Below are 25,413 nucleotides of genomic sequence, written 5' to 3'. Positions count from 1 at the left end.
CGGGGGCGGATGCCGGCGGCGCCCGGCCAGTCCGGCGGGCCGCCGGGGATCTTGCCGCCCGCCAGGTTGGCGCCGTGGCAGCCGATGCACATGTTCGCCACGTACTGGCCATTGGCCACTGTCACGCCGGCGGGTACCGGGCGCGAGGGGGCCAACTGGTGGTCGATGCGCGCGGCGGCGTCGGGAATCAGGCCCAGCCCGTACAGCACCCAGGCTGGGCGCGGCAGCTCGATGGCGGCAGGCGTGCCCTCCTTGGCAGGCAACTGGCGGATGTAGGAGACCAGGGCGTTCAGGTCGTCGTTGGTCAGGCGGTTGTAGTCCTCGCTGGGCATCACCAGCAGCGGGCGGCCGTTGGGCTTGACGCCGTGGCGGATGGCGCTGTTCCAGTCCTCGGGCTGGTAGCGGGCCACCACGCCGGCCGCCGTGATGTTGGGGCCGGCCAGGCGCGTGCCCTTGCCGTCGTTGACGAACTCGCGGCCCGTGCCCGCAGCGCCATGGCAGTCGGTGCAGCCGCGCGAGCTGAACAGGTAGCGCCCGCGCTCGATGGTCTGCGCCTCGGTCGTGTAGGCCACGGGGCGGGGCTTGACGTCGATGTAGCGGTTGCGCTTTTGCTCGGCCAGGTACAGGCCGGTGGCCGCCGTTGCGGCAACCAGCACGCCCAGTGCCAGGGCGCTGCAGGCGGTCCATTGGATCCAGCGTTTCATGGTGGGGAAGCCTTGTAGGAAGGGGGTCAGAAACTCGATGGAGCGGATTCTGAAGTCCTGCAGGCCGTTTGGCGCACTGCGCGCGCCAGGCGCGGGCGGCCCCGGTGACATATGTCACGGATAGCCTGCCCGCGCGGCCCACCAGGTCGCCGCGGGGCAGGCCATGCCCCTGCCGCCAAGGCCGATCAGCGCTCGACGGTCTTGTTCCAGCGCGCGTTCCAGGCGGGGCGGTTGGCGTTCACGGCATCCCAGTCCAGCGTCACGGCATTCTTCATCCACTGGCTGATCTGGGCCACCTGGGCTGCCCCTTCGCCCACGGCCGGGGCCTTGGGGTTGGTGGGGATCTGGGCGCCGAACTGCAGCACATTGGCCTGGGCCAGCGGGCTCAGCAGGAACTCGGCGAGCTTTTGCGCCAGCTCGGGTTCGCTGTTGTTGGCGATCACGCACTGGCCCACCATCAGCACCACCGAGCCCTCCTTGGGCTGCGCGTACTCCACCGGGATGCCCTTGGTCTTGAGCGCGGCCACGGCCGTTGGCGTGAGCGGGAACATCGCAGCCTCGCCGGTCTGCACCATCTCCGAGATCTTGGCCGAGCTCGGGATGTACTCGAGCACGTTCGGGCCGATGGTCTTGGCCCAGTTGTTGAAACCCGGCTCCACGTTCTTGTCGTTGCCGCCCTGGATGCGGTTGAACATCAGGAAGCCATGCAGCCCGAAGGACGACGAAGGCATGGACTGGAAAACCACCTTGCCCTTGTACTTGGGGTCGGCGAAGTCCATCCACGAGGTCGGCGGTGCCCAGCCCTTCTCGGTGAACATCTTGGTGTTGTAGGCAATGCCGGTCATGCCCAGGCTCACGCCGCTGGCCAGGTCGTCCTTGAAACGGGCGGCCGGGTAGATCTCGGCGAGGTGCGGGTTGGGCCGCTGCTTCTGGCACAGGCCCATGCCCATGGCGCGCACCATGATGCCGTCGTCGAGGAACATCACGTGCATCTGCGGCTTGTCCTTGTTGGCCTGCGCCTTGGCCAGGATGTCCGAGGAGGTGCCCGGCACCACCACCACCTTGGCGCCGTGCAGCTTCTCGAAGGCCGGGAAGACGTACTGCGTGTACGCCTTCTCCATCGTGCCGCCGTTCATGCCGATGTAGATCGTTTTCGTCTGCGCCCCGGCCATGCCGCTGGCGGCCAGCGTCACTGCTGCAGCGGCCGCGGGCAGCGCGCGGCGCAGAAAAGAGGTCTGGCGAGAAGAGGTCATGGGTCTTTCCTTTCAGGTTGTAGTCGGTAGCGGGCAGGGGATGGGGATCAATGGGCAGCTGCGGCCGCTGGCGCATCTGCGGTGGCGAATCGGTCAATGGCAAAGGCGTCGGTGGGCGTGCTGCTGCGCCCGTCGCGTGCGAGTTCGGCCAGCACCTCGCCCACCGCGGGGCCGATCTGGAAACCCGCCCCCGCAAAGCCGAAGCCGTGGATGAGTCCGGGCGTGGTGCGGCTGGTGTCCAGCACCGGCTGGCGGTCGGGCAGGTAGCCCTCGGTACCGCTCCAGGTACGGATGAAATGGGCATGCTTGAGTGCCGGCAGCAGCTCGATGGCCTGCACCGCCAGCGCCGCAATGGCGCTGCGCTCAGAGCGGGCGCGGTCGCCGTCCAGCGCCACGCCGGATCCACCGCCCAGCACCAGGTTGCCGCGCGCCACCTGGCGGCAGTAGATGCCGCCGCCTTCCACGCCCAGGCTCCATTGCATGAAATAGGGCAGGGGCTCGGTCACCGCCATTGCCGGGTGGCCCGAGCGCAACGGCACGGCCTCGCCGAACTGCGCCGCCAGCGGGCCGGCCCAGGCGCCGGCGCAGTTGATCAGCACGGGCGCGCGCACCTGCAACTGCTGCCCCGAGTGCAGCGTGAACTGCCGGCCATCGTGCTCCACCGCATCGAGCGGCGTGCGCTCGAAGATGTGCGCGCCCGCGCGCCGCGCCGCCAGGGCGAACGCGGGTGACACCAAGCGCGGGTTGGCCTGCCCGTCGTCGGGGCACAGTGACCCGCCCACGGCGCGGCCTCCGAGCCAGGGGCAGCGCTCGCGCAGGCGGGCGCCCGACAGCAGCTCGATCCCGAGCCCGAAGTCGCGGCTCATCGCCTGGTACTTCTCCAGCGAGGCCAGGTCGGCCTCGCTGCGCGCGATCTTGAAATGGCCGGTGCGCTGGTACTCGCCATCGGTGCCCAGCAGCGCGGGCAGGCGGCCCCAGATCTCGTGGGCGCGCTGCGCCAGCGGCAGCTGGCTCACCGGCCGGCCCTGGCGGCGCACACCGCCATAGTTCACGCCGCTGGAGCGCGAGCCGCACAGGTCGCGTTCGAGCAGCACCACGTCCACACCCCGGCGGCGCAGCGCCAACGCGGCCGATGCGCCCACGATGCCGCCACCGACGATGGCGACATCGGTGTCCAGCACCCGCGGGCTGCTGGTCAGGGTTGGCGTGGCGGTGCTCATGCTGCGGTTCCGTGGTGCGGGCTGGCGGCCTGCAGGTGGATGGGAATGGGCTTGATCGGGGCCTGGCCGCGCAGCCGGCCCACCAGCTCCACCGGCTTGCCGGTTGCATGGGCCAGGATCTCCGTCGCCGCCACCCCGCAGCTGCGGCCCTGGCAGCGGCCCATGCCGACGCGGGTCAAGGCCTTCAGGCGGTTCATCTCGTCGGCGCCGGCCTCGCGCACGGTCTCGCGCAACTGGCCCGCGGTGACATTCTCGCAGCGGCACACGACCAGATCGTCGGGTGCATGCGCGGCCCAGTCGGCCGGGAAGGGAAAGGCGCGCTCCAGCCCTTCGCGAAAGCGCTGCAGGTGGGCGAGCCTGTCTTCGAGCGCCTGCGCGCGGGCCGCATCCACCGCCATGCCCTGGTCGGCCAGCAAGGCCAGCGCAGCGCGCTCGCCGGCCCACTCGGCCGCATCGGCGCCCATGATGCCCGCGCCGTCGCCGGCCAGGTAGACGTTGGCCACGCTGGTGCGGCCCGCGGCATCGCGCTCGGGCAGGTGGACGCGGTGCAGGGGCGCCCAGGCAAAGCGGCAGCCCAGCAGGTCGGCCAGCTGGGTCTCGGAGCGCAGGGCGTAGCCCAGGCCCACGGCATCGCAGGCCAGCGTGTGCTCGCGGGTGCCGTCACTCCACACCACGCCCTCCACGCGCTCGCTGCCGAGCACGCGCACGGGGCGCACGCCGGTGTGGATGGGCACGCCATGCGCGCGCAGCCAGCCCACGTAGTACACGCCCTTGGCGAAGGTGGCGGGCTGGGTCAGCAGGGCCGGCACGGCGGCCACCTGGTCGGCCAGGCGCGCGGTGTCCAGCACGGCGGCCACGGTGGTACCGGCGCGTGCGTACTGGTAGGCCACCAGGTACAGCAGCGGGCCGGTGCCCATCAGCACCACGCGGCTGCCGATGGTGCAGCCCTGGAACTTGAGCGCCACCTGGGCGCCGCCCAGGCTGTAGACGCCGGGCAGGGTCCAGCCCGGCACGGGCAGCACGCGGTCGGCGGCGCCGCTGGCCACGATGAGCGGGCCGTAGGGCACGGTGCGCGTGGTCTGCGTGGGGCCGTGCAGCACATCGAGCAGGCCGCCCTGGGCGTTCCACACCAGGCTGTCGGGGTGGTAGTCGATCTCTCCTGCCATGCCGTCGAGCGCGGCATGCACGGCCGTGGCGCGCGCTGCTTCGGTGCCGTACAGGGCCGAGGCCGGGCGTGCGAAGTGCGCGGGCGGGCGCCGGTAGATCTGGCCGCCGCCGCGCGCCGATTCGTCGAGCAGCACGGGTCGCACGCCATGGGCGGCCAGGGTCTGCGCGGCGCGTATGCCGGCGGGGCCCGCACCCACGACCACGGCCTGCAGGGTCGTGCGCTCGCTCATGCCGCGCCTTCCTGGGTGCGCAGGGCCATGCCCGGCTGTATGAAGGTGGCGCAGGCGCGCAGGCGCTCGCCGCCCTCGGTCTGCACCCAGCAGTCCTGGCAGGCGCCCATCATGCAAAAGCCCGCGCGGGGCTCGTGGCTGAACTCGTTGTGGCGCAGCCGCGCCTGCAGGGTGAGGATGGCGGTGAGCACGGTGTCGCCTTCGAGCGCGCTGGCCGGCTGGCCGTCGAGCACGAAGGGCACGGCCTGGCGCGTGGTTTCGGCCACACGGCGCAGCAGCGGCGAAGCAGGGGAGGTCATCGTCATGGCCATGGCTTACTTGCGTCCCACGAGGACGCGGTCCAGGCCATAGACGCGGTCGAGCAGTACCATGGCAACCGCGGTCACGGCCACCATCAGGGCCGACACGGCGGCCATCAGCGGGTCGATGGACTCGGTGGCGTACATGTACATGCGCACGGGCAGCGTCACCGTGCTCGGCGAGGTGACGAAGATCGACATGGTCACCTCGTCGAAGCTGTTGATGAAGGCCAGCATCCACCCGCCGGTGACGCCCGGCAGGATCATGGGCAGCGTGATGCGCGTGAACACCGTGGCCTGGCTGGCACCGAGCGACAGCGCCGCGTGTTCGGCACTGCGGTCGAACCCGACCAGCGCCGCCACCACCAGGCGCAGCGTGTAGGGCGTGACGATCAGGGCATGGGCCAGCACCAGCCAGCCGAAGCTGCCCGTGCCGCCCACCAGCGCGAACAGGCGCAAGAGGGCCACGCCCAGCACCAGGTGCGGAATGATCAGCGGCGACAGGAACAGGCCGTTGAGAAAGCCACGGCCCGGGAATTCGTAGCGCGTGATGGCGATACCCGCAGGCACGGCCAGCACCGTGGCCAGCGTCGCCGACGCGAGCGCCAGCCACAGGCTGTTCCAGAACGACTGCACGAAGTCGGGGTGGTCGAACACCGCCTTGAACCAGCGCAGCGAGAACGCGGTGGTCGGCAGGGTCAGCGTGTTTTCGGGCGTGAAGGCCACCACGCACACGACCAGCAGGGGGGCGAGCATGAAGGCGATGACGAGGGCGTTGAACGCCAGGGCGATGGGGCCGTTTTTTTGCATGGTCAGATTTCCTGCGGGCTCTGCGTCGTCATCCCAGTGCCTTCTTGTAGCGGCCCTCGACCAGGCGGTTGTAGCTGAGCATCACCACCAGGTTGGCCACCAGCAGGGTCAGGGCCACGGCGGCGCCCAGGGGCCAGTTCAGCTCGTGCAGGTATTCGTCGTAGACCACGGTGGCCACCATCTTCAGGCGCCGCCCACCGAGCAGGCCGGGGATGGCGAAGGAGCTGGCCGCCAGGCCGAAGACGATCAGGCTGCCCGAGAGGATGCCCGGCAGCACCTGCGGCAGCACGATGCGGCGCAGCGTGGTGAACGGCGATGCCCGGAGCGACAGCGCGGCGTTCTGCACGCCGGGGTCGAGCTTTTGCAGCGAGGTCCACACGGGGATCACCATGAAGGGCAGCATCACATGCACCAGGGCGATGATGACGGCGATCTCGGTGTAGAGCATCTTCACCGGGCCGATGCCGACGAGCCTGAGCGTGCCGTTGACCAGGCCCTCGGGCCCGAGCAGCATGCTCCAGCCGAAGGCCCGCACCACCACCGACACCAGCAGCGGTGCCAGCACCACCAGCAGCAGCACCGAGCGCCAGGGGTTGCGCATGCGGCTCAGGATATAGGCCTCGGGCGCGCCGACGAGCACGCAGATCAGCGTGACCAGGGCCGAGATCCAGAAGGTGCGCCAGAAGATGGCGTGGTAGTACGAATCGGCGAAGACGTGGGCGTAGTGCTCCAGCGTGTACTCGCCGGCCTTCACGCCCGTGGCCGGGTCGAAGGCGTTGAACGACAGCACGGCCGTGAGCGCCAGCGGCACCAGCAGCAGCGCGGTGAACAGCAGCAGTGCCGGGCCCGAGAGCCACCAGGGCACGGCCTTGCGTGCAGCGCTGGTCATGCGGCCACCTTGGCGTCGTGCAATGCGCTGTCTTCGTCGGCCAGCAGCAGGCGCATGCAGTGGTCGGGCCAGTCCACGCCGGTGCGGTCACCTTCGTTCAGCGCGTTGCGGCCATCGTTGGGGGCCAGCACCATCAGGTCGCCCACGGGTGTGGCCACGCGGTACAGCCACTGGCTGCCCAGGAAGAAGCGCTCGCCCACCTCGCCGTCGAGCCGGCCCTGGACGGCAGGCACCAGCTGCAGCTTTTCGGGCCGCACGCTGAGCAGCACGGCGGCGCCGGGCCGGAACGCCGGGCCCTCCACCTGCACGGCCAGCGAACCCACGGCCACGTGGGTGCGCTCAGTGCCGCTGGCCGTGACCTTGCCGGGCAGCAGGTTGGCCTTGCCCACGAAGGTGGAGATGAAGCGCGTGCGCGGGTGCTCGTAGACGCGGTGCGGGTGGTCGATCTGCGTGGCGCGGCCGGCCTCCATCACCACCACGCGGTCGCTGATGGACATGGCCTCGCTCTGGTCGTGCGTGACCATCACCGTGGTCGTGCCCACCTTGCGCTGGATCTGGCGCAGCTCGAACTGCATCTCCTCGCGCAGCTTGGCATCGAGGTTGGACAGGGGCTCGTCGAGCAGCAGCACGGGTGGCTCGATCACCAGCGCGCGCGCCAGCGCCACGCGCTGGCGCTGGCCGCCGGATAGCTCGCGCGGGTAGCGCGTGGCGTGGGCCTCCAGGTGCACCAGCCCCAGGGCCTGGGCCACGCGCTCCTTGCGCTCGGCCTTCCCCACCTTGCGCATCTCCAGGCCGAAGCTCACGTTGTCGGCCACCGTCATGTGCGGGAACAGGGCGTAGCTCTGGAACACGATCCCCAGGCCGCGCGTGTTGGCCTTGGCGTGCGTGATGTCGCGCCCGTCGAGTTCGATGCGGCCGCTGCTCACCGCCTCGAAGCCCGCCACCATCTGCAAGGTGGTGGTCTTGCCGCAGCCCGAAGGGCCCAGCAGTGACACGAATTCGCCTTTTTCCACCGCCAGGTTCATGGCCTGCACCGCGCAGGTGCTGCCGTAGAACTTGGTCACGTCAGTGAGTTGAAGGAAGGACATGCACGGGCCTTTCTGGTCGCTGTTTCATCGCCGCGCTGCGGCAGTCGCTGTGGTGCCTGTTCCCTGTCTGCACCGGGGCGGTGCAGGGGGTTGGCATCCCGTGGACTGTCTTGCGCTTTCGATTCAATGTATTGCAGTAATCAGGCCAGTTCGCATCGGGTATTCCATTAATCAGAATATTTATTGAATTTATTCCGTTTAATGGAATATGATGGACCTTCAAAATGCCATCTATTCCACAGGAGCAGTGCATGGAACCAGCTTCCACCTCCACGGGCGGCGTGCCCCGCATGTTTGCCGTCATCCGGGCTCTGGCCGAGGTGCAGGCCGAGGGGGGGCGCGTCACCCAATTGGCGCGCGCCGTGGGCCTGACCCAGGGCACGACGCACCGTTTGCTGCAGTCACTGGTCGCAGAGGGCATGGCCGAGCAGGACGAGCGCAGCAAGCTCTACCGCCTGTCCACCGAGTTCTTCGCCCTGGCGGCCAAGGCCGGCAACCCGGGCGACCTGCGCAGCCTGTGCCGGCCCGCGCTGCTGCGCCTGAGCGCGAGCCTGGGCGACAGCATCTTCCTTTTGGTGCGCAGCGGTTTCGATGCGATCTGCCTGGACCGCAGCGAGGGGCCGTTCCCGATCCGCTCCTTCACCGGGGACATCGGCGGCCGGGTGGCGCTGGGGGTGGGGCAGGGGGCGCTGTCCATCCTGGCCTTTTTGCCCGAGGCCGAGCGCGAAGAGGTGATCCGCTTCAACCTGTCGCGCGTGCGCGAGTACGGCGTGTACGACGAGGTCTACCTGCGCACCGAGATCGAGCGCGTGCGCCAGACCGGCTATGCCGCCCGCAATACCGGCCTGCTGGAAGGCATGGCCGGCGTGGGCGTGCCCGTGCTCGACCGCGAGGGCCGCGCCGTGGCCGCGCTCAGCGTGGGCACCATCTCGGCGCGCCTCAACGAAGACCGCCTGCCCACGGTGGTGGAGCTGCTCAAGCGCGAGGCCGCTGCCATCGGTCCGCGCATCCACCCGTTCGACGCCACCCTGCGCCGCCCCGCGCAAAGCCTGGCAGGGCAGCAGCCCGAGCAGCGCCTGGTGCCAGGCGGTGTCCCGGCGGCACCGAACTGACACGGAGTCCCGCGGCGTATGCTGCGGGTTCCTGCCCTGTCCAGGTGCCATGGATGCGGCGTTTTCCAACCCCCTTGCCCCAGGGCTGCCATGAACCCCATCCTCACTCTCGTCGTGTACTTCGCCATCATCACCTGGCTGCTGGTGGTCGTGGCCAGCCTGATCCGCGCCCGCGCCTGGACGCCCTCGGGCCTGCTGCTGGCTTTCGGCAACCGCGACCACCTGGCCGACCTGGGGGCCTTTGCCGGCCGCGCCGAGCGTACGGCGCGCAACAGCTTTGACAACCTCGTGTTCTTTGCCATCCTGGGCCTGGCGGCCACGGCCAGCAACCGCACCGGCAGCCAGGTGGAGCTGGGCGCCCAGGTGTTCTTCTGGGCGCGCATGGTCTACATCCCGGTGTACTACATCGGCATCCCGTATGTGCGCACGGCCACCTGGGCCGTGAGCATCGCCGGGCTGGCGATCATGGTGGCGGCCTTGCTGTAGTTCGCCCGCAATGCGAAGGGTGTGCAACCGGTGATGCCGGACACAAGGCACCGCAAGGACTGGGGCCGGAACTGCGGGGCGGCGCCTACAGTCCGTGTTCCTCTCCATACGGCCGAATGCCGCACCCATGACTACATTGCAGAACGCAAGCCCCGATTACCTCCAGCAATGACGCGATGCGCAGGGCGCAGAGCAGGCCGCCTCGCTGGCGGCCACCCACCAGTGGGCCCATGTCGACAAGGCCCGGGCGCACCAGGACTTCCAGCGTTTCTATGAGGAACTGGCGCCGCTGATCGACAGCGCCGTGCCCTCTTCGCCGGCCATCCAGTCCCTCATGGCACGGCACCATGCCATTGCGTCGCGCTTCTATGCGCCGTCACGCGAGGCCTATATCGGCACGGCACTGTTCTATGCCGACAACCCCGACATGAAGGCTTTTCACAATGCCTACCACCCGCGCATGGTGGCGTTTCTCGGTGAGGCCATCCACACCTACGCGCACAGCCATCTATAGGCTGGGGCGGGCGGCCGTGGCGATGCCCGCGCACTGCGCGAGCAGCCAATCCCTGAAGGCCTTGACCAGTGGCGTCTGGGCGCGCGCCTCGGGGTAGACCAGGTAGTAGGCCTCGCTGCTGGTGAGCACCTCGGTGGACAGGGCCACCAGGGCCCCCGAAGCGAGTTCGCCTTCGATCAGAAAGCGCGGCAGCAGCGCAGCGCCCAGGCCTGACACCGCCGCCTGCGCGATCATCGAGAACTGCTCATAGCGCGGGCCGCGCAGCGCCTGGGGGGTGGGGGCGCCTATGCGCTCGAACCATTCGGTCCATTGCGTGGGTCGGGTGTTCTGCTGCAGCAGCACGGCACCGGCCAGATCGGCGGGCGTGCGCAGGCCCTGCTGGGCACGGTAGTGCGGGCTGCACACGGGCAACACCTGCTCGTGCATCAGGTACTCGCAGACGGCGCCGGCCCAGTGCGGCGCGCCGAAGTGGATGGCCGCGTCCATGGGCTCCTGCGCAAAGTCGAAGGGCTCGGAGCGCGCCGAGAAATTCACCGTGGCATCGGGGTACAGCGCCATGAAGCCCGGCAGCCGCGGTATCAGCCAGCGTGTGCCCAGCGTGGGCAGCACGGCCAGGTTGAGCAGCCCGCCCGCGCTCGAAAAGGCCATGGCCTTTTGCGTGGCGGCCGACAGCTGCTGCAGCAGGGCGCGCACGTCGGCCGCGTAGACGCGCCCGGCATCGGTCAGCACCACGCGCTGGCGCACGCGGTGGAACAGGGCCATGCCCAGTTGCTCCTCCAGCTGGCGTATCTGGCGCGAGACGGCGCTTTGCGTCAGGTGCAGCTCTTCGGCTGCGCGCGAGACGCTGGTGTGGCGCGCGGCCGCCTCGAAGGCGAGCAGGTCGGCCACCGGTGGCAGGAAGGTCTTGCGGAACATGGCTGTTCATGCGTGAGGAGAATGATTCTCAGGGTTTACACCGCTGGCGCACTGCGATGGTGCCTATCCATTCCCCAAAATGGCCCGGGTATTGAAGGGAGTTGATTCTATTTGCGAATCAAGTTGTTCCAATTTTTTGCTATCCGGCAGATGGCGATTGGGCGATATTGGGGGCATTGCTGAACCCCTTCTATCCAACGCCGCCATGTCCGATACCTCCGCCTCTGCTTCCCTCGTGACCGACGCCGATGCGCTGCTGCAGCGCCTGGGCGTGCCGCGTGCCGCCTACACAGGTGGCGGCCTGTCGGTGCGTTCGCCCATCACCGGCGAGGCCATCGGCGCCGTGCACGAGGTCTCGCCGGCCGACGCCACCGCCGCCATCGCGCGCGCGCAGGCCGCGTTCCAGGCCTGGCGCAATGTGCCGGCCCCGCGCCGCGGCGAACTGGTGCGCCTGCTCGGCGAAGAGCTGCGCGCCGCCAAGGACGACCTGGGCCTGCTCGTGACCATCGAGGCCGGCAAGATCCCGTCCGAAGGCCTGGGCGAGGTGCAGGAGATGATCGACATCTGCGACTTTGCCGTCGGCCTGTCGCGCCAGCTCTATGGCCTGACCATCGCCACCGAGCGCCCCGGCCACCGCATGATGGAAACCTGGCACCCGCTGGGCGTGTGCGGCGTGATCTCGGCCTTCAATTTCCCCGTGGCCGTGTGGTCGTGGAATGCGGCCCTGGCCCTGGTCTGCGGCGACTCCGTGGTCTGGAAGCCGTCCGAGAAGACGCCGCTCACCGCCCTGGCCACGCATGCCATCGCCCAGCGCGCCCTGGCCCGCTTCGGCGATGCGCCCGAGGGCCTGCTCGAACTCTTGATTGGCCAGCGCGGCATCGGCGAGGTGCTGGTGGACGACGCCCGCGTGGCCGTGCTCTCGGCCACCGGCTCCACGGCCATGGGCCGCGCTGTCGGCCCGCGCCTGGCGGCCCGCTTCGCGCGCGCCATCCTGGAGCTGGGCGGCAACAACGCCGCCATCGTCGCGCCCTCGGCGGACCTGGACCTGGCCCTGCGCGGCATCGCCTTCGCCGCCATGGGCACGGCCGGCCAGCGCTGCACCACGCTGCGCCGCCTGTTCGTGCACGAGAGCCTCTACGACACCCTGGTGCCCCAACTGCGCAAGGTGTACGGCAACGTGCAGGTGGGCGACCCGCGCGCTGCCGGCACCCTGGTCGGCCCGCTGATCGACCGCGGTGCCTACGACGGCATGCAAAAGGCGCTGGAAGAAGCCCGTGCCCTGGATGCCAAGGTGCACGGCGGCGAGCGCGTACCGGGCCTGGGCGGCAGCGATGCCTACTACGTGCGTCCCGCGCTGGTGGAACTGCAAAAGCATGAAGGCCCGGCCCTGCACGAGACCTTCGCGCCCATCCTCTACGTGGTGCGCTACCGTACGCTCGACGAGGCCATCGCCTGGAACAACGCCGTGGGGGCAGGCCTGTCGTCCTCGATCTTCACGCTCAACGTGCGCGAGGCCGAGCAGTTCATGTCGGCCGCGGGATCCGACTGCGGCATCGCCAACGTCAACATCGGCCCGAGCGGTGCCGAGATCGGAGGGGCCTTTGGCGGCGAGAAGGAAACCGGCGGTGGCCGAGAGGCCGGCTCCGACAGCTGGAAGGCCTACATGCGCCGTGCCACCAACACCATCAACTACTCCACCGCCCTGCCGCTCGCGCAGGGCGTGAAGTTCGACGTCTGAGCGCTGTGCCAACGTCCGGGAGCACCACCCCCATGCCCATCGTGATCATCGGCGGCGGCGTCATCGGCAGTGCCATCGCCTACGAGCTGACACGCCAGCAGCCCGGCTGCGAGGTCGTGGTGGTGGAGCGCGACCCGGGCTATGCACGCGCCTCCTCGGCGCTGTCGGCCAGTTCCATCCGCCAGCAGTTCTCCACCGACATCAACGTGCAGATATCGGCCCATGGCATCGGCTTTCTGCGCAATGTGGACACGCTCCTGGCATGCAACGGCGATGTGCCCCACATCGGCCTGCACGAGGGCGGCTACCTGTACCTGGCCACAGCAGCCGGCGAGGCCACGCTGCGCGACAACCATGGGCTGCAAAAGCGCCATGGCGCCGATGTGGCGCTGCTCACTGCGGACGAACTGGCCACGCGCTTCCCCTGGCTGGCGCTGCAGGACGTGGTGCTGGGCTCGCTGGGCCTGTCGGGCGAGGGCTGGTTCGACGGCTACCTGCTGCTCACCGCGCTGCGCAGGAAGGCGCAGAGCCAGGGCGTGCGCTACGTGGCCGATGAGGCCGTGGGCCTGGACATGTCTGCCAGCGATGGCGTGCAGCATGTCACCGCCGTGCAGCTGAAAAGCGGCACCACGCTGCCCTGCAGCCGTGCGGTGAATGCCGGCGGCCCCTGGGCCGCTGCCATCGCGGGCTGGGCCGGCATCGCGCTGCCCGTGGTGGGCAAGCGCCGCACCGTGTTCCACCTGTCCAGCCCGGCCCCGTTGCCCCGCTGCCCCCTGCTCATCGACACCAGTGGCATCTGGCTGCGGCCCGAGGGCAGCGGCTTCATTGCCGGTTTTGCGCCGCCCGCCGACCAGGATGCCGACTTCGCCCCGCTCGAGCCCGAGTACCACGCGTTCGAGGAGCATGTCTGGCCCACGCTGGCCGAGCGCATCCCCGGCTTCGAGGCGCTGCGCATGCAGGGCGCCTGGGCCGGCTACTACGAGATGAACACCTTCGACCACAACGCCATCGTGGGCCTGTCCCCCGACTGCGACAACCTGGTCTTCGCCAACGGCTTCTCGGGCCACGGCCTGCAGCAGTGCCCGGCCGTGGGCCGGGGCGTGGCCGAGCTGTTGCTCACCGGCAGCTACCAGAGCCTCGACCTGTCGCCGCTGTCCATCACGCGCATTGCCGAGAACCGGCCGCTGCTGGAGAAGAACGTCATCTGAACCTGGGGTCCGCCGCGTGGGTGTGGCGCGCCCTGCATTGCTTTCCCAACGCCATCCACAACAACCAACGAGGAGACGACGACATGGCTTTTTCCCCCAACCGCAAGATGATGGCCGTGGCACTGGCAGCGCTGCTGTGCGCCGCAGGCGCCAGCGCCCAGACCACGCTCGAGAAGATCAAGGCCAGCGGCAAGGTCGTGCTCGGCGTGCGCGAGACCTCGCCGCCCATGGCCTATGCACTGGGTGCCAATGAAAAATACGTGGGCTACCACGTCGAGCTGTGCGAGCGCGTGCTCAAGGACATCGTGCCCGACGCCAAGCTCGAGTACATGGCCGTGACGGCGCAGAACACCCTGCCGCTGGTGCAGAACGGCACGCTCGACATCGGCTGCGGCCCCACCACCAACAACACCGCGCGCCAGCAGCAGGTGGCCTTCGCGGTGACCACCTATGTGAGCGAAGTGCGCATGGCGGTGCGCAAGGATTCGGACCTGAAGTCCATCAGCCAGCTCGCGGGCCGCACCATTGCGGCGTCCACCGGCACCACGGCCGTACAGCTGCTGCGCAGGCAGGAGCGCGCCCTGGGCGGTGCGCCCATCAAGACCGTGCTGGGCAAGGACCACCACGAAAGCTTTCTGCTGCTCGAATCGGGCCGTGCCGATGCCTTCGTGCTCGACGACAACCTGCTGGCCGGGATGATCGCCAATTCCAAGGACCCCTCGGCCTACCGCATCGTGGGCGAGCCGCTGGGCGCCGAGCCGATCGCGCTGCTGTTCCGCAAGGACGACCCGAGCTTCAAGGCGGCCGTGGACGGTGTGCTCACCAAGCTCATGCAGAGCGGCGAGATGGAGAAGATCTACACCAAGTGGTTCGTCAGCCCCATCCCGCCCAAGAACCTGGGTCTGAGCCTGCCGCTGGGCACCACGCTGCGCCAGCTGTTCGCCGCCCCCAACGACAAGCCCCTGGAGACCTACCAGCAATGAACGCCGCCATCCCCGCCACGGCCTTTCGCGCGGCCGACCGCATCAGCGCCATCGGCGTGTCGGACATCGTGCGCATCACCCAGGCCGCCAACGAGCTCAAGCGCCAGGGCCAGCCCGTGATCGTGCTGGGCCTGGGCGAGCCGGACTTCGACACCCCGGCCCACATCCAGGAAGCCGCGCAGCAGGCCATGGCGCGGGGTGACACGCACTACACCGTGCTGGACGGCACGCCCGAGCTCAAGGCCGCCATCCAGCGCAAGTTCCGCCATGACAACGGGCTGGAGTTCGCCACCCACGAGATCACGGTGGGAGCGGGTGCCAAGCAGGTCATCTACAACGCGCTGATGGCCAGCCTGAACCCCGGCGACGAGGTGATCCTGCCCGCGCCGTACTGGACCTCGTACGCCGACATGGTGCTGATCGCGGGCGGCGTGCCGGTGGTGGTGCCGTGCAGCGAGGCCAATGGCTTTCGCATCACGGCCGAACAACTCGACGCCGCGATCACGCCGCGCACGCGCTGGGTGTTCATCAACTCCCCCTCCAACCCCAGCGGCACGGCCTACAGCGCCGAGCAGCTCCAGCCCATCCTGGAGGTGGTGCTGCACCACCCGCAGGTCTGGGTGCTGGCGGACGACATCTACGAGCACATCCTGTACGACGGCCACGCCTTCGCCACCCCCGCGGCGGTGATGCCTGCGCTGCGCGAGCGCACGCTCACCGTGAACGGCGTCTCCAAGTCGTATGCCATGACGGGCTGGCGCATCGGCTACGGCGCGGGCCCGCGCGCATTGATCGCGGCCATGGCCGTGGTGCAGAGCCAGGCCACCTCGTGCGCCTCGTCCATCAGCCAGGCGGCGGCCGTGGCGGCGCTCACCGGGCCGCAGGACATCGTGGCCGAGCGCTGCCGCGAATTCCAGGCGCGGCGCGACCTGGTGGTGGCCGCGCTCAACGCGTCGCCGGGGCTGCGCTGCCGTGTGCCTGAAGGGGCGTTCTACACCTTTGCCAGCTGCGAAGGCGTGCTGGGGCGCACCACGCCGGGTGGCGCCACGCTGCGCAGCGATGCGGATTTCTGCGACTACCTGCTGCGCGAGTTCCATGTGGCCGTGGTCCCCGGCAGCGTGCTGGGGCTGGCGCCGTACTTCCGTATCTCGTACGCTGCGTCCATGGCCGACCTGCAGGAAGCCTGCGCGCGCATCCGCCGTGCCTGCGAGGCGCTGCGCTGATGCCCCTGTAATTTCTTTCTTCTGTTCTTTCGTTCCGGACCCCTGACATGACCACGCCTTTCTCCTCCAGCAACACCGCCAGCCGCACGGGCGGCCAGATCCTGGTCCAGCAGCTCATCACCCATGGCGTCAAGCAGCTGTTCTGCGTGCCCGGTGAAAGCTACCTGGCCGTGCTGGATGCGCTGCACGACGCCGACATTGCCGTCACCGTCTGCCGCCAGGAGGGCGGCGCCGCCATGATGGCCGAGGCCCAGGGCAAGCTCACCGGCCAGCCGGGCATCTGCTTCGTCACGCGCGGGCCCGGGGCCACCAATGCCTCGGCCGGCGTGCACATCGCGCACCAGGACTCCACGCCGCTGATCCTGTTCGTGGGCCAGGTGGCGCGCGGGGCGCTGGGGCGCGAGGCTTTTCAGGAGCTGGACTACGGTGCCGTGTTCGGCACCATGGCCAAGTGGGTGGTGCAGATCGACGACCCGGCCCGCGTGCCCGAGCTCATCTCGCGCGCCTTCCACGTCGCCACCTCGGGCCGGCCCGGCCCGGTGGTGGTGGCCCTGCCCGAGGACATGCTGACCGAGGCCGCCACGGTGGCCGACGCGCTGCCCTACCAGGTGACCGAGACCCACCCCGGCGCTGCGCAGATGGCTGAGCTGGCCGAGCGCCTGGGCAAGGCCCAGCAGCCCGTCGCCATCCTGGGCGGCAGCCGCTGGTCCGAGCAAGCCGTGCACGAGTTCACGGCTTTTGCCGAGGCTTGGTCGCTGCCCGTGTACTGCTCGTTCCGCCGGCAGATGCTGTTCCCGGCCACGCATGCCTGCTATGGCGGCGACCTGGGCCTGGGCGTGAACCCCAAGCTGCTGGCGCGCATCCGCGCGTCGGACCTGGTGCTGGTGGTCGGCGGGCGCCTGTCCGAGGTGCCCTCGCAGGGCTATGAGCTATTCGCCATTCCCAACCCCGTGCAGCCCATCGTGCATGTGCTCGCCGATGCGGACGAACTGGGCCGGCTCTACCGCGCGGCGCAACCGATGCATGCCACGCCCCAGGCCTTCACTGCGGCGCTGGCCACGGTGCGCCCCACGGCCGCCGTGCCTTGGGCGGCCCATGCCGAGGCCGCCCACGCCGAATACCTGGCCTGGAGCGACACCGCCCCCATCCGCATCCCCGGCGACCTGCAGATGGGCCAGGTGATGCAGCACTTGAAGGAGGTGCTGCCGGCCGACACCATCTTCTGCAACGGCGCGGGCAACTTCGCCACCTGGATCCACCGCTTCTGGCCCTTCACCACCTACGCCAGCCAGCTGGCGCCCACCAGCGGCTCCATGGGCTACGGCCTGCCGGCCGGCGTGGGCGGCAAGCGCCTGTGGCCGCAGCGCGAGGTGGTGGTCTTTGCCGGCGACGGCGACTTCCTCATGCATGGCCAGGAGTTCGCCACCGCCGTGCAGTACGGCCTGCCCATCATCGTGGTGCTGCTGGACAACGCCATGTACGGCACCATCCGCATGCACCAGGAGCGCGAGTACCCGGGCCGCGTCAGCGCTACCGCGCTCAAGAACCCCGACTTCAAGGCCTACGCGCAGGCCTTCGGCGGCCATGGCGAGCGCGTCACTACCACCGAGGAGTTCGGCCCTGCATTGGCCCGCGCCCGTGCCAGCGGCCTGCCCAGTGTGCTGCACTGCCTGATCGATCCCGAGGCGATCACGCCGACGGGAACGCTGCAGGGCCTGCGCAACGCGGCGCTCGCCAAGAAGTAATACCGCGTCCAAACCCTGTGGTCGGCTGGGCGGCTGACAGCAGGGTGTCTGCGCTTTTGCGCACAATGGAGGCCGTGACCTCCCCACCACCCGACGAGCCTTCCGCACCGCGCCTGCGCCGCATCGCGCACCTCGACATGGATGCTTTCTTCGCATCCGTCGAGTTGCTGCGCTACCCGCAGCTCAAGGGCCTGGCCGTGGTCATCGGCGGCGGGCGGCGCAAGGTGGACGAGCTGCTGCACCAGAGCCCTGATGGCCAGGGTCTGCGCGAGCCGCACTTCATTCCGGTGGCCGACTTTCCACTGCTCAAGGACTATGTGGGCCGGGGCGTCATCACCACCGCCACCTACGCGGCGCGGCAGTTCGGCGTGGGCTCGGCCATGGGCATGATGAAGGCCGCCAAACTGTGCCCGCATGCCATCGTGCTGCCCGTGGATTTCGACGAGGTGCGCCGCTTCTCGCGCCTGTTCAAGAGCACCATCGCCGAGATCGCGCCCGTGATGCAGGACCGCGGGGTGGACGAGGTCTACATCGACTTCACCGACGTGCCCGGCGGCCAGCGCGAAGGGGGTCGGGTGCTGGCGCGGCTGATCCAGAAGAGCATCTTCGACGTGACGGGCCTGACCTGTTCCATCGGCGTGGCGCCCAACCGCCTGCTGGCCAAGATGGCCAGCGAGTTCAACAAGCCCAACGGCATCTCCATCGTCCACGAGGAAGACCTCAAGGACAGGATCTGGCCGCTCAACGTGCGCAAGATCAACGGCATCGGCCCCAAGGCGGGCGAGAAGCTCGCGGCGCTGGGCATCACGACCATCGGCGAGCTGGCCGCGCAGGATCCACAGTGGCTCATCGCACGCTTCGGCCAATCGAGCGGCGCCTGGATGCACCGCGTGGCCTGGGGCCGCGACGACAGCCCTGTGGTGACCGAGAGCGAGCCCGTGAGCATGAGCCGCGAGACCACCTTCGACCGCGACCTGCATGCCGTGCGCGACAAAGCCGAGCTCGGCCGCATCTTTACCGACCTGTGCGAGCGCGTGGCGGCCGATTTGCAGCGCAAGGGCTATGTCGGCAAGACCATCGGCATCAAGCTGCGCTACGACGACTTCAGGATCGCCACGCGCGACCAGACGCTGGACCGCTACACCCAGGACGCGGCCACCATCCGCCGCACGGCGGGCCTGTGCCTCAAGCGGGTGCCGCTGGACCGCAAGCTGCGTTTGCTGGGCGTGCGCGTGGGCACGCTGGAGCGCGAGGGCGAGGTGCCCGACGGCCCGCCCGAACCACGCGCCCCCCGGGTGCGCGAGGCCGACCCGCACACCCGACCGCTGTTCTGAGGGCCGACGGGCGGGGGGGCTTGACGAAGTCTTACGTCAAACTTACATTGATCATTCCTCTGGCGGGAGATGGTCATGACGCTCAAGGAGCTCCAACGCATCAAGCAATGGCATGTGGACCACCGGGTGGAGCATCCGCTGGAATACCACCTGTGGGATATGGTCCTCACGCTCTGGCTCATGGGCTGGGTGGGCTGGGTGCCCACGTGCGCGCTGGGTGACGCCTGGGCTGCGCCCCTGTGTTTTGCCGGGACTCTGTTGCCCAGCCTCTACGTGGGCTGGCGTGCCCGGGCGCACCGCTTGAACAAGTTGCGATGCGATTGGCTCAGGGCGTGAACACCACCTGAGAGGTCGCGCCGGCTCAGGTGTTTACTGCCGTGCGGTGCGCACGTTGCCCGGCAGGGCCTGCGGGTGGCTGGTGCGCAGCGGGTTGATATCGAGGCCGCCGCGGCGCGTGTAGCGCGCGTAGACCGTGAGCTTGAGCGGCTTGCAGCGTGTCCACAGGTCCATGAAGATGCGCTCCACGCACTGCTCGTGGAACTCGTTGTGGTTGCGAAAGCTCACCAGGTACTGCAGCAGCCCTTCCTGGTCGATGGGGGCGCCGGTGTAGCGGATCTGCACGCTGCCCCAGTCGGGCTGGCCGGTCACCAGGCAGTTGCTCTTGAGCAGGTTGCTGGTGAGCACTTCGGTGACGGCGGGCTCGTCATGCACGGCGTGCAGCAGGTGTGGCGCGGGCTGGTAGTGGGTGCACTCCACGTCCAGGCGGTCCAGGCTCAGGCCGTCGAGCTCGTGCACCGGTTCCTGGTCGAACATCTCCGGCAGCAGCAGCCGCACGCCCACCGTGGCCGGGTGCTCGGCACCGCGCCAGGCGGCCTCGCTCACGTCGGTGCGGATGCGCGCCTGCACCTCGGACGGATCGGCAAAGCGCGTGTTGTTGAAGCTGTTCAGGTAGAGCTTGAAGGACTTGCTCTCGACGATGTTCGGCGTCTCGCAGGGGATGGTGATGTGCACCAGGGCCACCTGCGGCTTGCCGCGCTGGTTGAGCCAGGACAGCTCGAAGGCCGTCCACAGGTCCGCGCCGAAGAAGGGCGGGGCTGCGGTGATGCCGATCTCGGCGCGCTTGCCGGCGCGCGGGATGGGGAACAGCAGCGAGGCGTCGTACTGGTCCACATAGGCGGAGGCCTTGCCCAGCTGGGATTGCTCGGGGGTGTTGTCGTTCATGGCGGGTGCTTCCCTGGTTGGCTGGGCGGTGGTGCCGCCTTACTTGAATTCGCGCTCGCGCAGCCACTTGGTGGCGATCCATTTCTCGCCGGCAATCACCGGTGCGCCGCCATGCAGCGTGCGGGTCGCAGGGTGGGCGCGCTCGTAGCTGAAGAACACGGCATTGCCGCGCTGGGGAGCCACTTCGACGTGCACGTCGGGGAAGGTGGTGCCGCCGCCCTTTTCGGGCGTGTTGAGGTACATCACCAGTGTGCCCACACGCTGCCCGCCGCGCTTCAAGATGGTGGGCGTGCCCGGCTCGCCCGGGTCGAAATAGTCGTAGTGCGGCTTGTACTCGGCGCCGGGGCGGTAGTGCAGCACCTGCAGGCCCTCGCCGTTCTCTATGGGCCAATCCAGCAGCCGGGCGATGCGCTCCTCAATGCGCTGCACCACCGGGTTCTCGCCGCGCTGAAAGAACATGCCGTCGCTGGTGCGGTCGTCGTTGACCTCCTCGCCGCCGGTCTTGGTCGCGACCGTGAGCGAGCGTGCCATGCGGGGCGCGGCCGCGGCGATCAGGGCGTCGCATTCCTCGGCAGAGAGCAGGTTGCCGAACACCACGATGCGCGGCTTGGCGATGGCCAGCAGGATGTTCACAGCGCGGTCGCCAGCGTCGATCTGGGCCGGCGATTCGTCCAGCAGGGGTTCGGGCACCCTCACGGCGGGCGGCTGGCCCTGCTGCTCGGCCAGCGCGTTGAGGTGGTCCTGCAGCGTGATTTCCAGGGCCTCGGCGGCCACGTCCTCGTTCCAACCGGCATCGCGCATGGATTGCAGCACCACGGGCGCGGCAAAGCCGGCCTCGGCCTGTTCGACGATCCAGCGGCGCAGCTCGGGCGTGATGGCCTGGCGTGCCGCAGCGGCAGTGCTGGTGGTGGAAGGCGACTGTTCGGAAGACGATGCCATGGCAGATCTCACACGTTGGTCTTGCGCCGGAACACCAGGCGCTCGGGTTGGGAGGCAGCGGGAGCAAAAGTGTAGCCTTCCAGGCCAAAGCCCTGGAGGCCGTGCGGGGTGGCGATGCGCTGGGTCACGGCGTAGCGCGCCATCAGCCCGCGCGCGCGCTTGGCATGGAAGCTGATGATCTTGTAGATGCCACCCTTCCAGTCCTCGAAGACGCACTCGACCACGCGCGCCTTGAGGGCCTTGGTGTCCACGGCCTTGAAGTACTCCTGCGAGGCGAGGTTCACCACCACCGGCGTGGTGTCGGCGCGCAGCCGGGTATTGAGGTGCCTGGCGATGCGGTCGCCCCAGAACTGGTAAAGGTTGCTGCCGGCCTCGGTGGCCAGGCGCGTGCCCATCTCCAGGCGGTAGGGCTGCATCCGGTCCAGCGGGCGCAGCAGGCCGTACAGGCCGCTCAGGATGCAGACATGGTCCTGTGCCCATTGCAGGTCTTCGCTGCCCAGCGTGCGCGCGTCCAGGCCTTCGTAGACGTCGCCATTGAAGGCCAGCAGGGCCTGGCGCGAGTTGGTGTCGGTAAAGCGCGGCTTCCAGGCCTGGTAGCGCGCCACGTTCAGTGCGGCAAGCGGGTCGCTCAGCGACATCAGCGTGGCGATGTCCTGGTGCGACTTCTCGCGCAGCACCTTGATCAGGTCCTTGGATTGCGGCACGAACTGCGGCAGTGTGTGCGGCAGGTCGGGTGGCAGCGGGGTTTCGTAGTCCAGCGACTTGGCGGGGGACAGCAGGAACAGCATGGTGGCGTGGTGGTTCGTCGAGGTCGAACAAAAGGAAAGTGGGGCACCGGCGGGCGTGGCCGCAAGGATACCGGCATCGGCCATGCGCCTGCGCAAAGGGGGGCCCGAAAAGCAAAAAGGCGGCCGAGGCCGCCTTCTTGTGCACTCACCGCATCAGGCGGCCGGTGGCTGCTCGAAAGGCAGCTTCATCGCCGAGAGGTCGCGGCGGGTTTCCACCAGCACCAGCGGGCCCTCGTCGACCACCACCACGGGTGGACGCTCGCGCGGCACGTGGATGGGCTTGGGCTCTGCTGCGATCGCAGCCTGCACGGCGGCGATCTTTGCGGCATCGGAGTTCACCCACTGCAGGCCCGACGACTCGGCAACCTGCTGCAGCTCGCCGAGCGGCAGGGTGAATGCCTGCACACGGGGCAGGCCGGCTGCGGGGGCCGGGGCTGCCGCCACCGGGGCGGCGGCTGCGGGCGCCGGGGCGGCCACAGGCATTGTCACAGGGGCAACCACGGGTGCTGCCACAGGGGCTGGTGCCTGTGCCACTGGCACGGGGGCGACGGGTGCTGCTGCGACTGGTGCGACCGGGGCAGGGGTGCTTTCCTGCACGGGCGCTGCCACAGGGGCTGCCACGGGTGCTGCGGCTTCGGCAGGGGCGCTGAAGTAGCTGCGGCGTGGTGCATCGTCCTGGGGCTCGGCCGCGGGGGCTGGGACCGCCGAGGTATCGAAGTCCAGCAGCGGGGCTGCTGCCGGTGCCGGTGCGGCTGCGCCCTCGGCATTGTCGCGCGGACCGCGCTCGCCACGTTCGCGGCGGTCGCGGCCGTAGCGGTCGCGCGAGCGGCGCTCACGGCGTTGCTCTTCGCTGCCTGCAGCGGCGTTGGCCGACTCGTTGCCGGTCAGGTCCAGGTCGGGCAGCAGCGCCAGCGGCGAGGTATCGGCGAAGTCGCCGGCCGGTGCCGCCTGTTCAGCGCCCTCGGCATTGCGGGGGGCGCGCTCACCGCGCTCGCCACGTTCACGGCGGCCGGAGCCGTCGCCGCGCTCGCGGCGGGGGCCGCGCTCGCCACGGGGGGGCTGGCCGGCGGCGGCGTCGGCGCCACTACCGATCGGGCCTTCCACCTGGGCGCCGGCAACTGCAGCGGCCTGCTCGCCATTCAGCGCAGCGCCGTTGGCCTGGTTGCGGCTTTCGCCGTCGTTGCGGCCACGGCCATTGCGGCCGCCGCGTCCTTCACGGCCCTCGCGGCCTTCACCCTCGGGGCGGCGCTCGCCACCTTCGCGGGGTGGGCGGTTGCCCTGGCCCTCGGCATCGCGCGGTGCGCGGCCTTCGGCCGAGCGTTCACCGCGGCGGCCACGGCCTTCTGCGGCGCCATCGCGGTTGCCACCGTCACGGCCGCCGCCTTCGCGCTGGCCATCGCTGCGGCCAGGCGCGTCGCGGTTGCTGCGGCGTCCGCCACGGCTTTCACCGCGGCCATCACGGCGGGGTTCACGGGCGGTGGCTTCTGCCGCGGCAGGTGCGGGCGCGGCGGCAGGGGTTGCCACCGGGGCCGGTGCTGCTGGCTTGTCGCCGAAGCCGAAGAAGCCCTTGATGAAGGCCAGGATGCCTTGCTCCTGCGGCGCGGCCGGGGCAGCTGCAGCAGGTGCCGGTGCGGGCGTGGGGGCAGCGGCGGCTGGTGTGCCTGCGGGGCGCTGGCCCTGGCCGGCGCGTGCGGGGCGGGCCGTGCCTTCGGGGCGGGGCTCGACCTGCGGGGCGGGTGCGTCGGGCAGCACGCCCTTGATCACCGGAGTCTGCTTGTTGGTGGGCTCCTGCGAGCGGCGCGTCACGGCCGTGGGGTCTTCCACTTCCTCGGCGAGCTTGTAGCTGGCTTCGATGTGGTCCAGGCGCGGGTCGTCGTGCTTGAGGCGTTCCAGGCGGTAGTTGGGGGTTTCCAGCGTCTTGTTGGGAACCATCAGCACGGCCACGCGCTGCTTGAGCTCGATCTTGGCGATCTCGGTGCGCTTTTCGTTCAGCAGGAACGAGGCCACTTCCACCGGCACCTGGCAGTGCACGGCGGCCGTGTTGTCCTTCATCGACTCTTCCTGGATGATGCGCAGGATCTGCAGCGCCGAGGACTCGGTGTCGCGGATGTGGCCCGAGCCACCGCAGCGCGGGCAGGGGATGGAGGAGCCTTCGGACAGCGCTGGCTTCAGGCGCTGGCGGCTCATTTCCATGAGGCCGAACTTGCTGATGGTGCCGAACTGCACGCGGGCGCGGTCCTGGCGCAGCGCGTCGCGCAGGCGGTTTTCCACTTCGCGGCGGTTCTTGCTCTCCTCCATGTCGATGAAGTCGATCACGATCAGGCCGCCCAGGTCGCGCAGGCGCATCTGGCGCGCCACTTCGTCGGCGGCTTCCAGGTTGGTGCGGGTGGCGGTTTCCTCGATGTCGCCGCCCTTGATGGCGCGGGCCGAGTTCACGTCCACGCTGACCAGCGCTTCGGTGTGGTCGATCACGATGGCGCCGCCCGAGGGCAGTTGCACGGTGCGTGCGTAGGCCGATTCGATCTGGTGCTCGATCTGGAAGCGGCTGAACAGGGCGGCGTCGTCGCGGTAGCGCTTCACGCGGGCGGCATGCTCGGGCATGACGTGCGCCATGAACTGCTGCGCCTGTTCGTAGATGTCGTCGGTATCGATGAGGATGTCACCGATGTCGTTGTTGAAGTAGTCGCGGATCGCGCGGATGACGAGGCTCGATTCCTGGTAGATCAGGAAGGCGCCCTTGCCGCCCTTGGCGGCGCCGTCGATGGCGTTCCACAGCTTGAGCAGGTAGTTCAGGTCCCACTGCAGCTCGGGCGCGGTGCGGCCGATGCCGGCGGTGCGCGCGATGATGGACATGCCGTTGGGGTATTCCAGCTGGTCCATCGCCTCCTTGAGCTCGGCGCGGTCCTCGCCCTCGATGCGGCGCGAGACGCCACCGCCACGAGGGTTGTTGGGCATCAGCACCACATAGCGGCCGGCCAGCGAGACGAAGGTGGTCAGGGCTGCGCCCTTGTTGCCGCGCTCTTCCTTTTCGACCTGGACCAGCAGTTCCTGGCCTTCGCGGATCACTTCATTGATGCGTGCCTGGCTGGGGGAGACGCCAGGGGCGAAATAGCTGCGCGAGATTTCCTTGAACGGCAGGAAGCCGTGGCGGTCTTCGCCGTAGTCGACGAAGCAGGCTTCCAGCGAAGGCTCGACGCGCGTGACGACGGCCTTGTAGATGTTGCCCTTGCGCTGCTCGCGCCCCTCGATCTCGATCTCGTAGTCGAGGAGCTTTTGTCCGTCGACGATGGCCAGGCGCCGTTCTTCGGGCTGCGTGGCGTTGATGAGCATCCGCTTCATGATGCGATTCCTTCTTGTGTTTCGCGGTGGGCAGCGGCGCAGCCATCAGTGCTGCAGCGGGCTGCCACCCGCAGTTCCAAACCATTGAACAAGCTCTACAGGAGCCGTGAATGCCTGGACTGACGCGTCGAAACGAAGGGAATTGCCGGGGATGCCGAAAGCCTGCCGCGCGTTAGCGCGGCAGCAAAAGGCAGGGGCGCGTGGAAGG

General features: G+C 69.2%; 23 protein-coding genes. 10 read left to right on the top strand and 13 right to left on the bottom strand.

Annotated elements, in window-relative coordinates; translation table 11 throughout:
* The 8 genes from PMI14_RS01085 to PMI14_RS01050 all read right to left on the bottom strand — a co-directional run.
* The coding region (locus PMI14_RS01085) for a c-type cytochrome (RefSeq protein ID WP_007848303.1) at positions 1-704 on the bottom strand (704 nt) is incomplete at its 3' end.
* A gap of 185 nt (positions 705-889) precedes the next feature.
* Complete coding sequence (locus tag PMI14_RS01080) at positions 890-1,957, bottom strand: ABC transporter substrate-binding protein (protein WP_007848301.1); 1,068 nt, start codon at positions 1,955-1,957, stop codon at positions 890-892.
* Positions 1,958-2,004: 47 nt separating this feature from the next.
* Entirely contained in the window at positions 2,005-3,177 is a 1,173-nt protein-coding gene (locus tag PMI14_RS01075) for an FAD-binding oxidoreductase (protein WP_007848300.1), read from the bottom strand.
* On the bottom strand, positions 3,174-4,574 hold the full coding sequence (locus tag PMI14_RS01070; RefSeq protein WP_007848297.1) for an NAD(P)/FAD-dependent oxidoreductase: 1,401 nt from the start codon (positions 4,572-4,574) through the stop codon (positions 3,174-3,176). The genes PMI14_RS01075 and PMI14_RS01070 overlap by 4 nt, the downstream gene beginning before the upstream one ends.
* Positions 4,571-4,885 (bottom strand): (2Fe-2S)-binding protein, encoded by a 315-nt coding sequence (locus PMI14_RS01065; RefSeq protein WP_007848294.1) that lies wholly within the window; start codon positions 4,883-4,885, stop codon positions 4,571-4,573. Before PMI14_RS01065 ends, PMI14_RS01070 begins: the two co-directional genes overlap by 4 nt.
* Positions 4,886-4,888: 3 nt before the next feature.
* Positions 4,889-5,683 carry an ABC transporter permease gene (locus PMI14_RS01060; protein WP_007848291.1) on the bottom strand — a complete coding sequence of 265 codons (795 nt, stop codon included), beginning with the start codon at positions 5,681-5,683 and terminating at the stop codon, positions 4,889-4,891.
* Positions 5,684-5,711: 28 nt separating this feature from the next.
* A complete protein-coding gene (locus PMI14_RS01055) occupies positions 5,712-6,572 on the bottom strand; it encodes an ABC transporter permease (protein ID WP_007848288.1) in 861 nt (286 codons plus the stop codon).
* Positions 6,569-7,660, bottom strand: a complete 1,092-nt coding sequence (locus PMI14_RS01050) for an ABC transporter ATP-binding protein (RefSeq protein ID WP_007848285.1) — start codon at positions 7,658-7,660, stop codon at positions 6,569-6,571. The genes PMI14_RS01055 and PMI14_RS01050 overlap by 4 nt, the downstream gene beginning before the upstream one ends.
* A 251-nt stretch (positions 7,661-7,911) precedes the next feature.
* Between PMI14_RS01050 and PMI14_RS01045 the strand changes: the two genes are divergently transcribed.
* From PMI14_RS01045 to PMI14_RS01035, 3 genes are all read left to right on the top strand, one after another.
* A complete protein-coding gene (locus tag PMI14_RS01045; protein WP_007848282.1) occupies positions 7,912-8,772 on the top strand; it encodes an IclR family transcriptional regulator in 861 nt (286 codons plus the stop codon).
* A 90-nt stretch (positions 8,773-8,862) separates the two neighbouring features.
* Positions 8,863-9,258, top strand: a complete 396-nt coding sequence (locus tag PMI14_RS01040; protein WP_007848280.1) for an MAPEG family protein — start codon at positions 8,863-8,865, stop codon at positions 9,256-9,258.
* Positions 9,259-9,463: 205 nt separating this feature from the next.
* Positions 9,464-9,772, top strand: a complete 309-nt coding sequence (locus PMI14_RS01035; protein WP_199234327.1) for a TipAS antibiotic-recognition domain-containing protein — start codon at positions 9,464-9,466, stop codon at positions 9,770-9,772.
* On the opposite strand, the gene PMI14_RS01030 is transcribed toward PMI14_RS01035, so the two are convergent.
* Entirely contained in the window at positions 9,767-10,687 is a 921-nt protein-coding gene (locus PMI14_RS01030; RefSeq protein WP_007848276.1) for a LysR family transcriptional regulator, read from the bottom strand. The genes PMI14_RS01035 and PMI14_RS01030 overlap by 6 nt on opposite strands.
* Before the next feature lie 205 nt (positions 10,688-10,892).
* Between PMI14_RS01030 and PMI14_RS01025 the strand changes: the two genes are divergently transcribed.
* From PMI14_RS01025 to PMI14_RS00995, 7 genes are all read left to right on the top strand, one after another.
* On the top strand, positions 10,893-12,425 hold the full coding sequence (locus PMI14_RS01025; RefSeq protein ID WP_007848274.1) for an aldehyde dehydrogenase family protein: 1,533 nt from the start codon (positions 10,893-10,895) through the stop codon (positions 12,423-12,425).
* A 32-nt stretch (positions 12,426-12,457) separates the two neighbouring features.
* Entirely contained in the window at positions 12,458-13,633 is a 1,176-nt protein-coding gene (locus tag PMI14_RS01020) for an FAD-binding oxidoreductase (protein WP_007848272.1), read from the top strand.
* Positions 13,634-13,716: 83 nt separating this feature from the next.
* Positions 13,717-14,616, top strand: coding sequence for an amino acid ABC transporter substrate-binding protein (locus tag PMI14_RS01015; protein WP_007848271.1), 900 nt, complete (start codon positions 13,717-13,719; stop codon positions 14,614-14,616).
* The gene (locus PMI14_RS01010) at positions 14,613-15,839 is read left to right on the top strand and encodes a pyridoxal phosphate-dependent aminotransferase (RefSeq protein WP_007848268.1); all 1,227 of its coding nucleotides are present in this window, start codon (positions 14,613-14,615) and stop codon (positions 15,837-15,839) included. The genes PMI14_RS01015 and PMI14_RS01010 overlap by 4 nt, the downstream gene beginning before the upstream one ends.
* A 47-nt stretch (positions 15,840-15,886) precedes the next feature.
* Positions 15,887-17,584 carry a thiamine pyrophosphate-binding protein gene (locus PMI14_RS01005; RefSeq protein WP_007848263.1) on the top strand — a complete coding sequence of 566 codons (1,698 nt, stop codon included), beginning with the start codon at positions 15,887-15,889 and terminating at the stop codon, positions 17,582-17,584.
* Between the two features lie 65 nt (positions 17,585-17,649).
* A complete protein-coding gene (locus PMI14_RS01000; RefSeq protein WP_007848260.1) occupies positions 17,650-18,918 on the top strand; it encodes a DNA polymerase IV in 1,269 nt (422 codons plus the stop codon).
* Between the two features lie 75 nt (positions 18,919-18,993).
* Complete coding sequence (locus PMI14_RS00995) at positions 18,994-19,254, top strand: hypothetical protein (RefSeq protein WP_007848258.1); 261 nt, start codon at positions 18,994-18,996, stop codon at positions 19,252-19,254.
* A 33-nt stretch (positions 19,255-19,287) separates the two neighbouring features.
* Here PMI14_RS00995 and queF read toward each other — a convergent pair whose 3' ends face one another.
* From queF to PMI14_RS00975, 4 genes are all read right to left on the bottom strand, one after another.
* On the bottom strand, positions 19,288-20,139 hold the full coding sequence (gene queF / locus PMI14_RS00990; protein WP_007848254.1) for an NADPH-dependent 7-cyano-7-deazaguanine reductase QueF: 852 nt from the start codon (positions 20,137-20,139) through the stop codon (positions 19,288-19,290).
* Between the two features lie 39 nt (positions 20,140-20,178).
* Positions 20,179-21,078, bottom strand: coding sequence for a 2OG-Fe(II) oxygenase (locus PMI14_RS00985; RefSeq protein ID WP_007848242.1), 900 nt, complete (start codon positions 21,076-21,078; stop codon positions 20,179-20,181).
* 8 nt (positions 21,079-21,086) lie between these two features.
* Entirely contained in the window at positions 21,087-21,866 is a 780-nt protein-coding gene (gene yaaA / locus PMI14_RS00980; protein ID WP_007848241.1) for a peroxide stress protein YaaA, read from the bottom strand.
* Positions 21,867-22,019: 153 nt separating this feature from the next.
* Positions 22,020-25,205: a ribonuclease E/G gene (locus tag PMI14_RS00975; protein ID WP_007848240.1), complete on the bottom strand. Its 3,186-nt coding sequence runs from the start codon at positions 25,203-25,205 to the stop codon at positions 22,020-22,022.
* Between the last annotated feature and the right edge of the window lie 208 nt (positions 25,206-25,413).

This window comes from Acidovorax sp. CF316, assembly GCF_000276605.1.
Taxonomy (GTDB): Bacteria; Pseudomonadota; Gammaproteobacteria; order Burkholderiales; family Burkholderiaceae_C; genus Acidovorax.
The sequence above is the reverse complement of the archived record's forward strand: the minus strand, read 5'-3'. Positions and strand labels throughout refer to the sequence as shown.

Excerpts from the sequence above, each read along its gene's own strand:
- PMI14_RS01080 (WP_007848301.1), bottom strand. The coding sequence starts at position 1,957 with ATGACCTCTTCTCGCCAGACCTCTTTTCTGCGCCGCGCGCTGCCCGCG.
- PMI14_RS01075 (WP_007848300.1), bottom strand. The coding sequence starts at position 3,177 with ATGAGCACCGCCACGCCAACCCTGACCAGCAGCCCGCGGGTGCTGGAC.
- PMI14_RS01070 (WP_007848297.1), bottom strand. The coding sequence starts at position 4,574 with ATGAGCGAGCGCACGACCCTGCAGGCCGTGGTCGTGGGTGCGGGCCCC.
- PMI14_RS01065 (WP_007848294.1), bottom strand. The coding sequence starts at position 4,885 with ATGGCCATGACGATGACCTCCCCTGCTTCGCCGCTGCTGCGCCGTGTG.
- PMI14_RS01060 (WP_007848291.1), bottom strand. The coding sequence starts at position 5,683 with ATGCAAAAAAACGGCCCCATCGCCCTGGCGTTCAACGCCCTCGTCATC.
- PMI14_RS01055 (WP_007848288.1), bottom strand. The coding sequence starts at position 6,572 with ATGACCAGCGCTGCACGCAAGGCCGTGCCCTGGTGGCTCTCGGGCCCG.
- PMI14_RS01050 (WP_007848285.1), bottom strand. The coding sequence starts at position 7,660 with ATGTCCTTCCTTCAACTCACTGACGTGACCAAGTTCTACGGCAGCACC.
- PMI14_RS01045 (WP_007848282.1), top strand. The coding sequence starts at position 7,912 with ATGGAACCAGCTTCCACCTCCACGGGCGGCGTGCCCCGCATGTTTGCC.
- PMI14_RS01040 (WP_007848280.1), top strand. The coding sequence starts at position 8,863 with ATGAACCCCATCCTCACTCTCGTCGTGTACTTCGCCATCATCACCTGG.
- PMI14_RS01030 (WP_007848276.1), bottom strand. The coding sequence starts at position 10,687 with ATGTTCCGCAAGACCTTCCTGCCACCGGTGGCCGACCTGCTCGCCTTC.
- PMI14_RS01025 (WP_007848274.1), top strand. The coding sequence starts at position 10,893 with ATGTCCGATACCTCCGCCTCTGCTTCCCTCGTGACCGACGCCGATGCG.
- PMI14_RS01020 (WP_007848272.1), top strand. The coding sequence starts at position 12,458 with ATGCCCATCGTGATCATCGGCGGCGGCGTCATCGGCAGTGCCATCGCC.
- PMI14_RS01015 (WP_007848271.1), top strand. The coding sequence starts at position 13,717 with ATGGCTTTTTCCCCCAACCGCAAGATGATGGCCGTGGCACTGGCAGCG.
- PMI14_RS01010 (WP_007848268.1), top strand. The coding sequence starts at position 14,613 with ATGAACGCCGCCATCCCCGCCACGGCCTTTCGCGCGGCCGACCGCATC.
- PMI14_RS01005 (WP_007848263.1), top strand. The coding sequence starts at position 15,887 with ATGACCACGCCTTTCTCCTCCAGCAACACCGCCAGCCGCACGGGCGGC.
- PMI14_RS01000 (WP_007848260.1), top strand. The coding sequence starts at position 17,650 with ATGGAGGCCGTGACCTCCCCACCACCCGACGAGCCTTCCGCACCGCGC.
- PMI14_RS00995 (WP_007848258.1), top strand. The coding sequence starts at position 18,994 with ATGACGCTCAAGGAGCTCCAACGCATCAAGCAATGGCATGTGGACCAC.
- queF (WP_007848254.1), bottom strand. The coding sequence starts at position 20,139 with ATGAACGACAACACCCCCGAGCAATCCCAGCTGGGCAAGGCCTCCGCC.
- PMI14_RS00985 (WP_007848242.1), bottom strand. The coding sequence starts at position 21,078 with ATGGCATCGTCTTCCGAACAGTCGCCTTCCACCACCAGCACTGCCGCT.
- yaaA (WP_007848241.1), bottom strand. The coding sequence starts at position 21,866 with ATGCTGTTCCTGCTGTCCCCCGCCAAGTCGCTGGACTACGAAACCCCG.
- PMI14_RS00975 (WP_007848240.1), bottom strand. The coding sequence starts at position 25,205 with ATGAAGCGGATGCTCATCAACGCCACGCAGCCCGAAGAACGGCGCCTG.